This is a genomic window from Klebsiella sp. 10-1, assembly GCF_009758445.1.
In the GTDB taxonomy this organism is placed as follows: domain Bacteria; phylum Pseudomonadota; class Gammaproteobacteria; order Enterobacterales; family Enterobacteriaceae; genus Klebsiella; species Klebsiella scottii.
On record NZ_WQRE01000003.1, the window covers coordinates 90,286 to 102,763 of the forward strand.

General features: G+C 59.0%; 11 protein-coding genes. 6 read left to right on the top strand and 5 right to left on the bottom strand.

What is annotated here, in order from left to right; all coding sequences use genetic code 11:
* Positions 1-57 precede the first annotated feature (57 nt).
* Complete coding sequence (gene guaA / locus GO007_RS12395) at positions 58-1,635, top strand: glutamine-hydrolyzing GMP synthase (RefSeq protein WP_095100330.1); 1,578 nt, start codon at positions 58-60, stop codon at positions 1,633-1,635.
* 81 nt (positions 1,636-1,716) lie between these two features.
* On the opposite strand, the gene GO007_RS12400 is transcribed toward guaA, so the two are convergent.
* Positions 1,717-2,622 carry an AraC family transcriptional regulator gene (locus tag GO007_RS12400; protein WP_095100332.1) on the bottom strand — a complete coding sequence of 302 codons (906 nt, stop codon included), beginning with the start codon at positions 2,620-2,622 and terminating at the stop codon, positions 1,717-1,719.
* A 97-nt stretch (positions 2,623-2,719) separates the two neighbouring features.
* On the opposite strand from GO007_RS12400, the gene GO007_RS12405 reads away from it, so the two are divergent.
* Entirely contained in the window at positions 2,720-3,499 is a 780-nt protein-coding gene (locus GO007_RS12405) for an SDR family oxidoreductase (RefSeq protein WP_095100334.1), read from the top strand.
* Between the two features lie 122 nt (positions 3,500-3,621).
* Here GO007_RS12405 and GO007_RS12410 read toward each other — a convergent pair whose 3' ends face one another.
* Complete coding sequence (locus GO007_RS12410) at positions 3,622-4,212, bottom strand: TetR/AcrR family transcriptional regulator (RefSeq protein ID WP_095101325.1); 591 nt, start codon at positions 4,210-4,212, stop codon at positions 3,622-3,624.
* A 112-nt stretch (positions 4,213-4,324) separates the two neighbouring features.
* On the opposite strand from GO007_RS12410, the gene GO007_RS12415 reads away from it, so the two are divergent.
* Both GO007_RS12415 and GO007_RS12420 read left to right on the top strand, forming a co-directional pair.
* Positions 4,325-5,092, top strand: coding sequence for an SDR family oxidoreductase (locus GO007_RS12415; protein WP_095100336.1), 768 nt, complete (start codon positions 4,325-4,327; stop codon positions 5,090-5,092).
* Between the two features lie 42 nt (positions 5,093-5,134).
* The gene (locus GO007_RS12420) at positions 5,135-5,890 is read left to right on the top strand and encodes an SDR family NAD(P)-dependent oxidoreductase (protein ID WP_095100338.1); all 756 of its coding nucleotides are present in this window, start codon (positions 5,135-5,137) and stop codon (positions 5,888-5,890) included.
* A 1-nt stretch (position 5,891) separates the two neighbouring features.
* Here the strand turns inward: GO007_RS12420 and GO007_RS12425 are convergent, their stop codons facing one another.
* A complete protein-coding gene (locus tag GO007_RS12425; RefSeq protein WP_095100340.1) occupies positions 5,892-7,088 on the bottom strand; it encodes an MFS transporter in 1,197 nt (398 codons plus the stop codon).
* A gap of 98 nt (positions 7,089-7,186) precedes the next feature.
* Here GO007_RS12425 and GO007_RS12430 point away from each other — a divergent pair, with 98 nt between their 5' ends.
* Positions 7,187-8,074, top strand: coding sequence for a LysR family transcriptional regulator (locus GO007_RS12430; RefSeq protein WP_095100342.1), 888 nt, complete (start codon positions 7,187-7,189; stop codon positions 8,072-8,074).
* A gap of 45 nt (positions 8,075-8,119) precedes the next feature.
* Here the strand turns inward: GO007_RS12430 and GO007_RS12435 are convergent, their stop codons facing one another.
* Positions 8,120-8,311, bottom strand: a complete 192-nt coding sequence (locus GO007_RS12435) for a YfgG family protein (protein WP_071844960.1) — start codon at positions 8,309-8,311, stop codon at positions 8,120-8,122.
* A 353-nt stretch (positions 8,312-8,664) separates the two neighbouring features.
* Here GO007_RS12435 and GO007_RS12440 point away from each other — a divergent pair, with 353 nt between their 5' ends.
* Positions 8,665-10,902: an EAL domain-containing protein gene (locus GO007_RS12440; protein WP_095100344.1), complete on the top strand. Its 2,238-nt coding sequence runs from the start codon at positions 8,665-8,667 to the stop codon at positions 10,900-10,902.
* Positions 10,903-10,943: 41 nt separating this feature from the next.
* On the opposite strand, the gene ppx is transcribed toward GO007_RS12440, so the two are convergent.
* The gene (gene ppx / locus GO007_RS12445; protein WP_045856276.1) at positions 10,944-12,476 is read right to left on the bottom strand and encodes an exopolyphosphatase; all 1,533 of its coding nucleotides are present in this window, start codon (positions 12,474-12,476) and stop codon (positions 10,944-10,946) included.
* Positions 12,477-12,478 lie beyond the last annotated feature (2 nt).

The following is a 12,478-nucleotide window of genomic DNA, read 5'->3' on the forward strand; positions in this document are numbered from 1 at the left end:
GCCCGGCCATGCGCCGGGCGATTTTATTTAATTGCTACTGCTCTGGAATAAACGTCAATGACGGACAACATTCATAAACATCGCATTCTTATCCTCGACTTCGGTTCTCAGTACACTCAGCTGGTTGCGCGTCGCGTACGTGAATTAGGCGTTTACTGCGAACTGTGGGCCTGGGACGTGACTGAAGCTCAGATCCGTGAATTCAACCCAAGCGGCATCATTCTTTCCGGCGGCCCGGAAAGCACCACTGAAAATAACAGCCCGCGCGCGCCGGAATACGTTTTCGAAGCCGGCGTGCCGGTCTTTGGCGTGTGCTACGGCATGCAGACCATGGCAATGCAGCTCGGTGGCCACGTTGAGGCTTCCAGCGAGCGTGAGTTCGGCTACGCGCAGGTTGAAGTACAAACCGACAGCGCGCTGATCCGCGGCATTGAAGATTCCCTGAGCGCCGACGGCAAAGCGCTGCTCGACGTCTGGATGAGCCACGGCGATAAAGTTACCGCCATCCCGTCTGACTTCGTGACCGTTGCCAGCACCGAGACCTGCCCGTTCGCCATTATGGCTAACGAAGAAAAACGCTTCTACGGCGTGCAGTTCCACCCGGAAGTGACCCACACCCGCCAGGGCCTGCGTATGCTGGAGCGCTTCGTGCGCGATATCTGCCAGTGTGAAGCGCTGTGGACGCCGGCTAAGATTATTGATGATGCCATTGAGCGTATTCGTCAGCAGGTTGGCGACGACAAAGTGATCCTCGGCCTGTCCGGTGGCGTCGACTCTTCCGTTACCGCCATGCTGCTGCATCGGGCGATCGGCAAAAACCTGACCTGCGTGTTCGTTGATAACGGCCTGCTGCGCCTGAACGAAGCCGAGCAGGTGATGGATATGTTCGGCGACCGCTTTGGCCTGAACATTGTTCACGTTGCCGCGGAAGATCGTTTCCTCGGCGCGCTGGCCGGTGAGAACGACCCGGAAGCGAAACGTAAAATTATCGGCCGCGTATTCGTTGAGTTATTCGACGAAGAAGCGCTGAAGCTGGAAGACGTTAAGTGGCTGGCGCAGGGGACTATCTACCCTGACGTGATCGAATCGGCGGCTTCTGCTACCGGTAAAGCGCACGTTATCAAATCTCACCACAACGTCGGCGGCCTGCCGAAAGAGATGAAGATGGGCCTCGTTGAACCGCTGAAAGAGCTGTTCAAAGACGAAGTGCGTAAAATCGGCCTCGAGCTGGGCCTGCCGTACGACATGCTGTACCGTCACCCCTTCCCGGGTCCGGGCCTCGGCGTACGCGTGCTGGGCGAAGTGAAGAAAGAGTACTGCGACCTGCTGCGTCGCGCGGACGCTATCTTCATCGAAGAGCTGCATAAAGCCGACCTGTATAACAAGGTCAGCCAGGCGTTTACCGTGTTCCTGCCGGTTCGTTCCGTCGGCGTGATGGGCGATGGCCGCAAATACGACTGGGTTGTTTCCCTGCGTGCGGTAGAAACCATCGACTTTATGACCGCTCACTGGGCGCACCTGCCGTACGACTTCCTCGGCCGCGTGTCCAACCGCATCATCAACGAAGTGAACGGTATCTCCCGCGTGGTGTATGACATCAGCGGTAAGCCGCCGGCAACGATCGAGTGGGAATGATTTAGCCTCCGGCGCACCGGCGCCGAAGCCTATGCCATCCCTTTTAAGCCCGCGTAACTGCGGGCTTTTTTCATTTTTGGCTTAGCCCGCGGTTTGCGCGCGCGCGTAGCGGGCCGGGGGGATGCCGACATATCTGGCAAAGGCCACGCTGAAGCTGCTTGCCGACCCGTAACCTACTCGTACCGCTACCTGCTCGATTCCGGTCTCCCGATCCCGCAATAGCTGCTTCGCCAGCGCCATGCGCCATGCCAGCAGATATTCCATCGGCGGCAGGCCGACGATGCGGCTGAATCTGGCAAAGAAGGCCGAGCGGGACAGGGCGGCTTTGGTGGCCAGTTCAGCAACTGTCCAGGGGTGATCGGGTTGGGTATGCATACAACGAAGCGCGGCCGCGAGACGCTCGTCGCCCAGGCCGCGTCCCAGACCGGGGGCGGACGTGGTCTCCGTCCCGGATCGCAATACCTCGATCAACAGTACCTCGAGAAGCCGCTCCAGCACGAGCTCTTTTGCCGCCCGCCGTTCACGGGTTTCCTCATCGATCAGCTGTATCAGCGTGGTGAGTCGGGGGCGATCGCGTACCACAACCACTTCCGGTAGCAGCGAGACCAGCAGCGCCGCATCCGACGCGGCGAAGCTGCAATGGCCGATGAGCATGCGCAGATCGGCAGGCCCCTCCTGGCGTCCAACGCGAAAATGCCCCTCGTTGATCCGTACGGGCAAGGTGAAGGGCATATCGTCCGGCGCATTGAGGCTGTCGTTGACCAGATCCTGCATGGCCGGGGCGAGGATAAAGTCGCCCGTATGGAGGACGAATCGTTGATGCCCGTCGAAGGTTACGCGGCAGCTGCCCTCAAGGATCACGCAATATAAGGGCTCGCCTGTCGCCTCACGATGAATTCGCCACGAGCCGGCACACTCCACCAGTTTGGAAAAACGGGCGGCAGGCTGTAGCAGCGTAACGATCTGGGCAAGAGGATCTGGAGTCATGATCGAGACTATCTCTAAAGTAATGGCGACTGTAAGCTATATTACGTCCAACTTTTGGCCACTACTATAAGAGCGTTAACCTTTAGTGGAGATGCTTATGCCTACGATATTGATTACCGGTTGTTCATCCGGCTTCGGTCTGGAAACCGCGAAGCTGTTTGTTGAAAAAGGTTGGGATGTGATTGCCACAATGAGGACGCCTCGCGAGGGGGTGTTGCCGGTTTCCGATCGGCTGCGCCTGCTTGCGCTCGATGTTACCGATCCGACAAGTATCGCGCAGGCGCTGGCAATTGCGGGCCCAATCGACGTTCTGGTCAACAACGCCGGTTTCGGGGCGCCAGCGCCGGTTGAGCTTACGGCGTCGGAAACCGTCCACGCCCTGTTTCAGACCAATACGCTTGGAACCCTGGCGATGGTGCAGGCGGTCGTGCCGCAAATGCGCCAGCGCCGGGCCGGCGTGGTCATCAATGTCACCTCTACTGTCACGCTCAAACCATTGCCGATCGTCGGGATTTATCGGGCAAGCAAGGCGGCCGTAAACGCCTTCACCGAATCGCTGGCGGTGGAAATGGCACCCTTCGGCGTCCGCGTGCATATCGTTTTGCCCGGCCGTTCGCCGGAAACCCGCTTCGGTGATAACGCCCGCCCGCACGTGCGCGGCATGGAGGAGCCGGACTATGCCCCGATGCTGCAGCAATTTATAAAAAGGGTACAGGAAGACCCGGGTCCGGTGACCCATCCTTCCGATGTGGCAGAAGCGGTCTGGCGGGCGGCGACCGACCCCTCTGCGCCGTTACGTATTCCCGCAGGCGCCGATGCCGAGCTGTGGATGAATGAGGCCGGCCGCCAGGCGGAATCGCGCGCTTTTCAACCATGAGGGCAGTGCCGCTTTCCTGCCGCGCTGACCCTCAGGCGAAAAGCATTCCGCTCCGGCTACGACGGATAATTTCGGCGAAATATCGATAAGCCCGCATGCTGACTATTCCGGCGGCGAGGAGGTTACCGGGATGCGGAGGGCCACGTCGCCAGCGCGTGCTCGACCAACGCGTCAAGCATCTGCCTGCTGGCCCCGGCTTTGGCCTGCACGGCCATCCCTTGAGATAGCGTCATGACGAAGGAAGCCAGGGTGGCGCAGTCCGCCGATGGCGGTAAATCGCCTTCCCGGCGCGCCCGCTCCAGGCGTTCATTCAGCGCCTGCTGGGTTGCGCTGCGGCGGCGAATAAGCTCGCGGCGAATGGGCTCCGCATCATCGGAGCAGGCCAGCGCGCCGTTGATCCCCAGGCAGCCCGGATGGGCGGCGCTTGCCGTCTGGACGCTGGCAGACTCTCGCAGGATCCGCGCAACGACCTCGCGGGACGTCGGTTCGTTTAGCGCATCGCGCATAAAGCCCATGTACGTGGCGTCGTAAAGATCGAGAGCTCTGAGGAAGATTTTTTCCTTGTTGCCGAATGCCGAATAGAGGCCGGGGCGGGCTACGCCGGTGGCTTGCGTGAGATCTTCAAGGGAGGCCCCTTCGTATCCTTTCTGCCAGAAAACAGAGAGCGCCGCCTCCAGCGCCTCATTTTCGTTGAACTGTCTGTGACGTCCCATTTTCATTCCCCCAATTTCAATACCGGTCAGTATAAATCGCTTGACACCTTATCGGCAAATACAATACCGTTCGATATTATATCGATTGGTATTGTATTTAAGGAGTGCCATTATGATGAATTCCAATGCTCCGCTCCACGATAAGGTCGCGCTGGTGACCGGCGGGGCGCGAGGTCTCGGCCTGGAGATCTCCCGGCAGCTTGCTGCGCTTGGCGCCCACGTTATTATTGGCGCCCGCGATGAGCGCAAAGCCCGACAGGTGGCGAACGAGCTGCGTGGCCAAGGCGGCAAAGTATCGGCGCTCAGGCTCGACGTTACCCGCGAAGCGGATCGACAGGCGGCCTGCGCGGAGATCGACAGGGCTTATGGCAGGCTCGATATTCTGATTAACAACGCCGGTATTCTGCTGGACAGTCCCGACGGCGGCACGCCGGCGACCCGCCCGCCGAGCGAGGCGCCAGCGGACGCGGTGCGTGACACATTTGAGGCGAACTTCTTCGCTCCCGTTTTCCTGACGCAGGCTCTGCTGCCGCTGCTGAGACGCTCGACGGCGGGACGCGTCGTCAACGTATCGAGCATCCGTGGGTCGCTTGCCCATTTATCCGATCCGCATTCGCCGGTCTATCCGATTCGCGCGCTGGGGTACGACACGTCCAAAGCCGCGCTCAACGCCTTCACCATCCTGATTGCGGAAGAGCTGCGCGGGACACCAATCAAAATTAACGCCGTTCATCCCGGCTGGCTGCAAACCAGCATGGGCGGCGAACGGGCGGACATGAGCGTCGCAAGCGGCGCTCGTACCGTCATCCGCTATGCCTGCATCGGGGAAGAGGGGCCAACGGGCGGCTTTTTCTTCCAGGACCAGCGGCTGCCGTGGTGAGGCGGAATTTCCCTTTCAACCCAACCTACTGAGGAATTTGCAATGAATAAAAAACTCGCAGGAAAAGTCGCGCTCATCACCGGCGGTTCGCGCGGTCTCGGCGCGGCGATCGCTGACGTTCTGGCCGATCAGGGGGCGGATATCGCCATCACCTACGTTGCTTCCGCCGACAAGGCGCATGCCGTCGTGGAAAAACTCATCGCGAAAGGCGTACGCGCCGTTGCTATCAGGGCCGATCAGGGGGAGCCGTCCGCCGCGGAACCGTTGGTGCGCGAAGTCGTGGAGAAGCTTGGTCAACTCGATATTCTCGTCAATAACGCGGCCGTCGCGTGGCAGGGGAAAACGATCGATGCCCCCGATATTGACAACGCGGCGATGGATCGACAGTGGGTTATTAATACGATGGGCGTCATCGCCAACATCCGTGCGGCGGTGCGGGTTCTGCCGCACGGCGGGCGGATTATTTCGGTCGGCTCCGGCCTTGGCACGCGCATAGGTTTCCCCGGCACCACCGATTATGCCGCCAGTAAAGCGGCGATCGTGGGCTACAGCAAGGGCGCGGCGCGCGATCTGGGGGCGCGTAATATCACCGTCAACGTGGTGCAGGCGGGCATCATGGACACCGACATGGCGGCCGGCGCGCGGGATAACCTGCCGCCGGTGGTGATGGCATCTCACGCTATTCAGCGCTACGCGACCGTTGAGGAGGTCGCCGCGACGATTGCTTTCCTGGCCGGGCCGGATGCCGGTTTCATCACCGGCTCGGTGATTGACGTCAACGGTGGCTTCACGGCCTGATTCAGACGCGGTCGCTAACCGTCTCCGGCGGGAACTGACGCTGGTGCAGCGCAATCGCCAGCGCCAGCGCGGCCACGACCAGCGCGAGCAGCGCAGAAACCGCTAAGCTCCCCTCAATGCCCAGCCGATAGTTAAGCCAGGCGTAGGCAAACGGCGATGCGGCCGCCAGCAGCTGGGCGGGGATCAGCAAAATCCCGGTGCGCCGGGCGTAATCCTGCGCGGCAAACAGCTGCAGCGGCAGCGTGGCTTTGAATACCGTGGTTAAGCCATTAATGGCGCCATATCCCAGCACAAACCCGGCGGCGGCCCACGCTAAACAGGGGCCGCTCAGGCCGAGCGCAAAGCACAGCGGCATCAGAAAGGTCGTTAGCAGCGTCAGCCTGAGCGGCGTTAATGCGGAACCGGAAGCCACCTCCAGAAAACGAGCGCCGGTTTGCCCGACTCCCCACAGCATCCCTGTCGCCACGGGCAGGCCGTAGCTGGCGATAAATTCCGGCAGGTGAGTTGAGGTTCCGTTAGAGACAAAGGTCACCAGCGCGATCAGCGCCGCATACAGCAGACCAGCGCGTCGATCGTGACCTGATGTCGGTCGGCGCGCTTTACGCCGTGGCGTCAGCGGGAGCCGGGTATTCGGCATTGTCCACAGCAGCAGCGCGCTGAGCATGCCGAACAGCGCGTAGACCTGCAGCGCGTGTCGCCAGCCGATCGTCGTCAGCAGGGAGGCGCCAAGCGGCCAGAAAACGGCGGAGGCTAACCCGCCCGCCAGCGTCACCCGCGAGAGAGTCACTCTTGAGCGCTGTCCGTAAAGGTTGACCAGCACGGCGAACAGCGCGTCATACAGCGCCAGGCGCATACCGACGCCGGTCAGCAGCCAGGCGCTAAACCAGACTGGCAGAGTATGCGCATTCGCCATAGTTAAACATCCGCCGGCGATTATCAGCGTGCCGGAGACCACCACGCGCTGGCCGCCGATGCGGGTCAGCAGGCGGGCAACAAAGGGCGAGACCATCGCCATCATCAGCATCGCAAGGGTCAGGCCGAGATAGATTTGCGCCGCAGACCAGCCGGTATCCTGCGCGATGGCCCGGGCAAAGGTGCCGGGCATATAAAATGAAATGCCCCAGTTGATAAGCTGGTTGCATCCGGCAGCAAAGGTGAGCAGGGCGGGAGCGGAGTGCGATTTTTCGGTAACTTTCATGGTCTTCTGTTCAGTTATAAGGTTGTCGGCAGCATAACCCGCAGGCTATTGTGCAGGCAGACCCGTCCGTTTATGGCCCTTATAAGAGAAACTTTGCGATGATGACGCTGAATTTGGGAAACCTGGCGACCTTCCGGCTGGTGGTGCAGAGAGGGAGCTTTTCCGCCGCCGCCGACGTGCTGGGGCTGTCGCAACCCGCCGTCAGTCTGCAGGTGCGCCAGCTGGAGCAGTTCCTCCAGACCCGGCTGCTTGAGCGTACCGGGCGAGGCGTGAAGGCGACGGCGGCCGGCCTGACGCTGCTGGCCCACGGCGAACATATCGAGCAGGCGGTCAGCGCGGCGCTGCAGTCCGTCGGCGAGTTTAGTCATGAGATCAGCGGCGCGATTGCCCTCGGCACCGGGGCGACGGCCTGTATTCATCTTTTACCGCCGATACTGCAGCAGCTGCGCGAGAGCCACCCGCTGTTGACGGTGGGCGTGACCACCGGAAATACGCTCGATATCGTGCGGGCGGTGGAAGAAAACCGGCTCGACCTTGGGCTGGTGACGCTGCCGGCAAACGGGCGTTGCCTGGCGGTGACCCCGGTTCTCGATGAGGAGTTTGTGTTTATTTTTGCCAGCGAGGGCCAGGCGCTGCCGCCGCGGCTGACGCCTGACGTTCTGCAAGCCCTGCCGCTGATAGCCTTTGAGGCGGGAAGCGGTACCCGGGCGCTGATTGACGACTGGTTTGATGCCGCAGGCCTGACGATTGCGCCGGTGATGCAGCTCGGGAGCATCGAGGCGATCAAGCGCATGGTACGCGCGGGGCTGGGCTACAGCATTGTGCCGCGCATGGCGGTGGAGCACACGGAGGATCGTCGCGGGCTAAGCGTTCACTCGCTGACGCCGTACCTGCAGCGCCGGCTGGGCGTGGTGATGCGTCAGGATAAAATCCTTAGTAAAGGGATCGCCGAAATGCTGCGCCTGCTGCGGCACCCTGGAGACTGATCGGGCATCGGATACGGATACGGCGAGCGCCTTGTTACAGCCAGGCTATTCTCGGGTCGGCGTGACAACCGGGGCGGTGGATTGCTGCGACTCTTTTTTGTCCTGATGATGGTACCAGGCGCCGATAGAGGAGTAGACGAAACGTCCAAAGAAAAAGATAAAGCTGATAAGCAGTACGATACGGGTCATGCGACGGTTAAATCGATGTCGTTTACGCATACTGGGTGCCTGACTCACAAAAGGTTCCTTGAAGTATACCCATAACATGGGCGATAGGCGTATTAAGGCACAGGAAAGGTGCGGGGTCAATTGAAGAGGATGTAAAAATGCCTCCGACGAAGTATTACTTAATGTTATATAACATAATCGTTGCATTTACATGGTTTCTTTTTCCAGCGGCCTGCGGCAAAAAAATAAGCATTATTAATATTAGCTAAATGATTTTTTGATTTATATCAACTGTCTGTTTTCGTTGGTAACTAGAATCTCCAGCCAGTTCCGCGTCGTTATTCCTTACGCGGTTGAGATGGTTGGGTTGGATGCCTGCCTGAATATACCCTGCTGGAGTTTGGGTTATCCGTAGAGCATCTATGAGCATAATTAATCTGTACAGACAATATCGGGACAAATGGTGGGCGCTGCCGCTGGTGTTACCCACTCTTTTACTCCCCCTGACGCGATGGACAAACTCCTACGCTGAACTAAACGGTAATGAAGTTTCTCTTTACTATTTACCGCTGGCGCTGGTATTAAGCCTGATGCTGTTTTTTGGCTGGGACGCGCTGCCGGGCATTATCATCGGGCTGTGGTGCACGGTGGCCCGCGATATGGCTCCGGAAGAGGCGATTGGCGTTATCTTCCACTTTCTGATCCCGGTGGTGCTGTGCTGGGGCGGGTACCGCATTTTTGTTCCGCGCAGGCAGCAGATCTCTCACGGTAACGTCGGCCTGATGCCGCAGAGGCTGTTCTGGCAAATGCTGCTGCCGTCGGCAATATTCCTCGTGCTCTCCCAGTTTGCCGAGTACCTTGGCCTTCATCCTCGCGCCACGGGCCTGATTGGCATCGACCCCTTTAGTTTACGATCGCTAATCACTTTTCAGGCGCTGATGGTCGGGTGTTTAACCGGCGTACCGCTGTGCTATTTCCTGCTGCGCATTATTCGTAATCCATTACATATACGCGGATTTATTTCGCAAATTCGCCTGCAAATGGACCCTAAAATAAAGCTGCTTGAGTTTTTTTTATGGGCAATAACGTTGTTAATGTTATTGGTACTATTATTAATACCCTTGAGTAGTACCAGTACGATATTTAGCACAAATTATACATTATCATTACTTATGCCGGTGATGCTGTGGGGCGCAATGCGCTTTGGCTATCGCTTTATCGCTCTGGTCTGGACGCCGGTATTAATTCTTATTATCCACTTTCATTATCGCTATTTGCCGTTCTCGATTGGCTACAATAATCAGCTGGCTATCACCTCGTCCAGCTACCTGGTGTTCTCGTTTATTATCGCCTATATGGCCATGCTGGCGACGCAGCAGCGCCTGATCCACGCGCGGGTACGGCGAATGGCATTTCTCGACCCGGTGGTACATATGCCTAATTTACGCGCGCTAAGCCGGGCCCTCGAAAACTCATCGAGGTCGGTGCTGTGCTTTTTGCGCATCCCGGAGCTGGAGCTGCTGGGGCGGCACTATGGGGTGATGCTGCGTATTCAGTACAAGCAAAATCTGGCAGAACATCTTAGCGCCTTGCTTCAGCCGAATGAGGCCGTTCACCATCTCTCGGGGCACGACCTGGTTATCCGCATGAACTGCGACGATCATCAGGCGCGAATTGAGGCGCTGGATAAGCACCTGAAGCAGTTTCGCTTTGTCTGGGACGGGATGCCGCTGCAGCCCGCGGTGGGCCTGAGCTACTGCAGCGTACGATCTCCGGTGAAGCATCTGTATTTGCTATTAGGTGAGCTGAATACCATTGCCGATATGTCGCTAACCAGCGGCCACCCGGAAAATATGCAGCGGCGGGGCGCAACCCACGTCCAGCATGGGCTAAAAGATAAAGTGGCGATGATGAACCTGATCCTGCAGGCGCTGGAGCTGGACCGCTTCCGCCTGATGGCGCAGCCGATAGTCGGGATCCGCGGCGATAGCTACCATGAAGTGCTGTTGAGAATGGTGGGAGAGAATGGCGAAATCATCAGTCCGGACAGCTTCCTCCCGGTAGCCCACGAGTTTGGCCTCGCTTCGCGGATCGATCTTTGGGTGCTGGAAAATACGCTCTCCTTTATGAACCAGCATCGGCACGTCCTCCCGGGAATGCGGCTGGCGGTGAATTTGTCGCCGGTGTCGGTAAGCCGCAGCCAGTTCCCTGAAGAGGTGGAGCAGCGGCTGGCGCGCTACGGGGTTGAGCCCTGGCAGCTGATATTCGAGCTGACCGAAAATCACTCGTTAACCAACCCGCAGCAGGCGCGACAAACGCTGGCACATTTACAGGCGCTGGGATGCCGAGTGGCGATCGATGATTTTGGCACCGGCTATGCCAGCTACGCGCGCCTGAAAAGCCTGAACGTCGACCTGCTGAAAATCGACGGCAGCTTTATTCGTAACCTGGTCACCAGCAGCCTCGATTATCAGGTGGTGGCGTCTATTTGCCATCTGGCGCGGATGAAGAATATGCAGGTCGTGGCGGAGTATGTCGAAACGGCGGAGATTCGTCAGGCGGTGATATCGCTGGGTATCGACTATATGCAGGGGTATGAGATTGGCGAGCCCGTGCCGCTGGAGACGCTGGCTAACGTGGCCGCACCGGCGACGGCTTGACTGCTGAAAAGTGGCCGGACGCGGAGCGCCCGGCCAGCCTGCTAGCTATCAGGCTCTTCTTCGGCAATTTTCAGCAGCCAGTCAGGCACGCCTTCCCAGTACTGCTGCTCTTTTTCCAGATCGAGCAGCACCAGCGCATTTTGGCTAAACCAGTCGTGCGGAAACACCAGCGTCCAGTGGTTGGCTTCGGTCTTCAAGGTCAGCGTCGGCGGCGTTGTCGTCGCCTGGCGCTGGTTGTTCAGCAGAATGCCGAGGCGCAAGAGCTGAATTAACGGCAGGAACTGCTTTTTCTTAAACAGCGTAAAGCGCGGCAAATCATCGAGCTTGATAGCCTTGCGGTGATAGCGCACCAGCGTGGCCATCAGCATCTGCTGCTCCTGATTGAAGCCGGGCAAATCGCTGTTCTGCAGGATATACGCCGAGTGGCGATGCATACCGCTGTGGTTAATATTCAGCCCCACTTCGTGCAGCATCACCGCCCATTTTAGCAGCGCCGACAGGTTCGGGTTGTCGAGCTTGGGGTTCTGATCCTGCCACTGCTCAAAGATGTGGGTGGTGGTTTCCAGCACCCGACGCGCCTGTTCGCGGTCGATATTGTACTGGTTTGCCAGGCTTTGCGCGGTGCGGCTGCGGATATCCTGATGGCGGAAGCGCCCCTCCATCTCGTACAGCACGCCTTCGCGCAGCGCCCCGTCCGACAGGCGCAGCTCTTTGATGGCCAGCGCATCGAACACGCCGCACAGAATAGCCAGCCCCGGCGCAAATACCGCCTTGCGCTCTTCAGAGAGGCCCGGCAGGCTCAGCGAGTCGAAGTTTTTATATTTCAGCAGCTCAGCGACCAGCATTTCAAGGCGTTCAGGCGTGATAAAGCCGTCCTTCTCGCCCATAGCGATCAGCACTTCCTGAGCGGCCTTAATGGTCCCGGAAGCGCCCAGCGCCACGGTCCAGCCCTGGATGCGGAACTGCCATGCCAGCGTTTCCAGCTTTTGCACCGCCGACAGGCGCGCGCGCTGGAAATTCTCTTTGTTGATGATGCCGCCCGGGAAGTAAATCTGCGAGAAGCTGACGCAGCCCATTCTGCGGCTTTCGACCAGACGCGGTTCGAAATCCTCGCCGATGACCAGCTCGGTTGAACCGCCGCCGATATCAATGACCAGCTTGCGGCCGCGCTCGGGCTGAGTATGTTCGACGCCCATAAAAATCAGGCGCGCCTCTTCATTACCGGAGATTATCTCTATCGGATAGGGGATAACCTGCTCCGCGCGCTTGAGAAACTCAGCCGCGTTTGTCGCCTGGCGTAGCGTATGCGTCCCGACGATGCAGACGCTGGCGGGCGCAAAGCCCTGCAGGCGTTCGGCAAACAGCGACAGGCAGCTAAGCCCGCGCGCAATCGCCTCTTCGCTGAGCACGGAGTTTTCATCCAGACCATCGGCCAGATGAACCCGCTGTTTAAGGCGACCGATGATCTGCATTGCCCCGTCGACGACACGGGCGATCACCATATGAAAACTGTTTGAACCAAGGTCGACCGCAGCAAACTCCTGGGGCCGAGGGGCTTTTTCGTTTATAGGCATAG

What these genes read in the sequence shown, in the direction of transcription:
- guaA (WP_095100330.1), top strand. Translation starts at nt 58, where the DNA reads ATGACGGACAACATTCATAAACATCGCATTCTTATCCTCGACTTCGGT.
- GO007_RS12400 (WP_095100332.1), bottom strand. Translation starts at nt 2,622, where the DNA reads ATGACTCCAGATCCTCTTGCCCAGATCGTTACGCTGCTACAGCCTGCC.
- GO007_RS12405 (WP_095100334.1), top strand. Translation starts at nt 2,720, where the DNA reads ATGCCTACGATATTGATTACCGGTTGTTCATCCGGCTTCGGTCTGGAA.
- GO007_RS12410 (WP_095101325.1), bottom strand. Translation starts at nt 4,212, where the DNA reads ATGGGACGTCACAGACAGTTCAACGAAAATGAGGCGCTGGAGGCGGCG.
- GO007_RS12415 (WP_095100336.1), top strand. Translation starts at nt 4,325, where the DNA reads ATGATGAATTCCAATGCTCCGCTCCACGATAAGGTCGCGCTGGTGACC.
- GO007_RS12420 (WP_095100338.1), top strand. Translation starts at nt 5,135, where the DNA reads ATGAATAAAAAACTCGCAGGAAAAGTCGCGCTCATCACCGGCGGTTCG.
- GO007_RS12425 (WP_095100340.1), bottom strand. Translation starts at nt 7,088, where the DNA reads ATGAAAGTTACCGAAAAATCGCACTCCGCTCCCGCCCTGCTCACCTTT.
- GO007_RS12430 (WP_095100342.1), top strand. Translation starts at nt 7,187, where the DNA reads ATGATGACGCTGAATTTGGGAAACCTGGCGACCTTCCGGCTGGTGGTG.
- GO007_RS12440 (WP_095100344.1), top strand. Translation starts at nt 8,665, where the DNA reads ATGAGCATAATTAATCTGTACAGACAATATCGGGACAAATGGTGGGCG.
- ppx (WP_045856276.1), bottom strand. Translation starts at nt 12,476, where the DNA reads ATGCCTATAAACGAAAAAGCCCCTCGGCCCCAGGAGTTTGCTGCGGTC.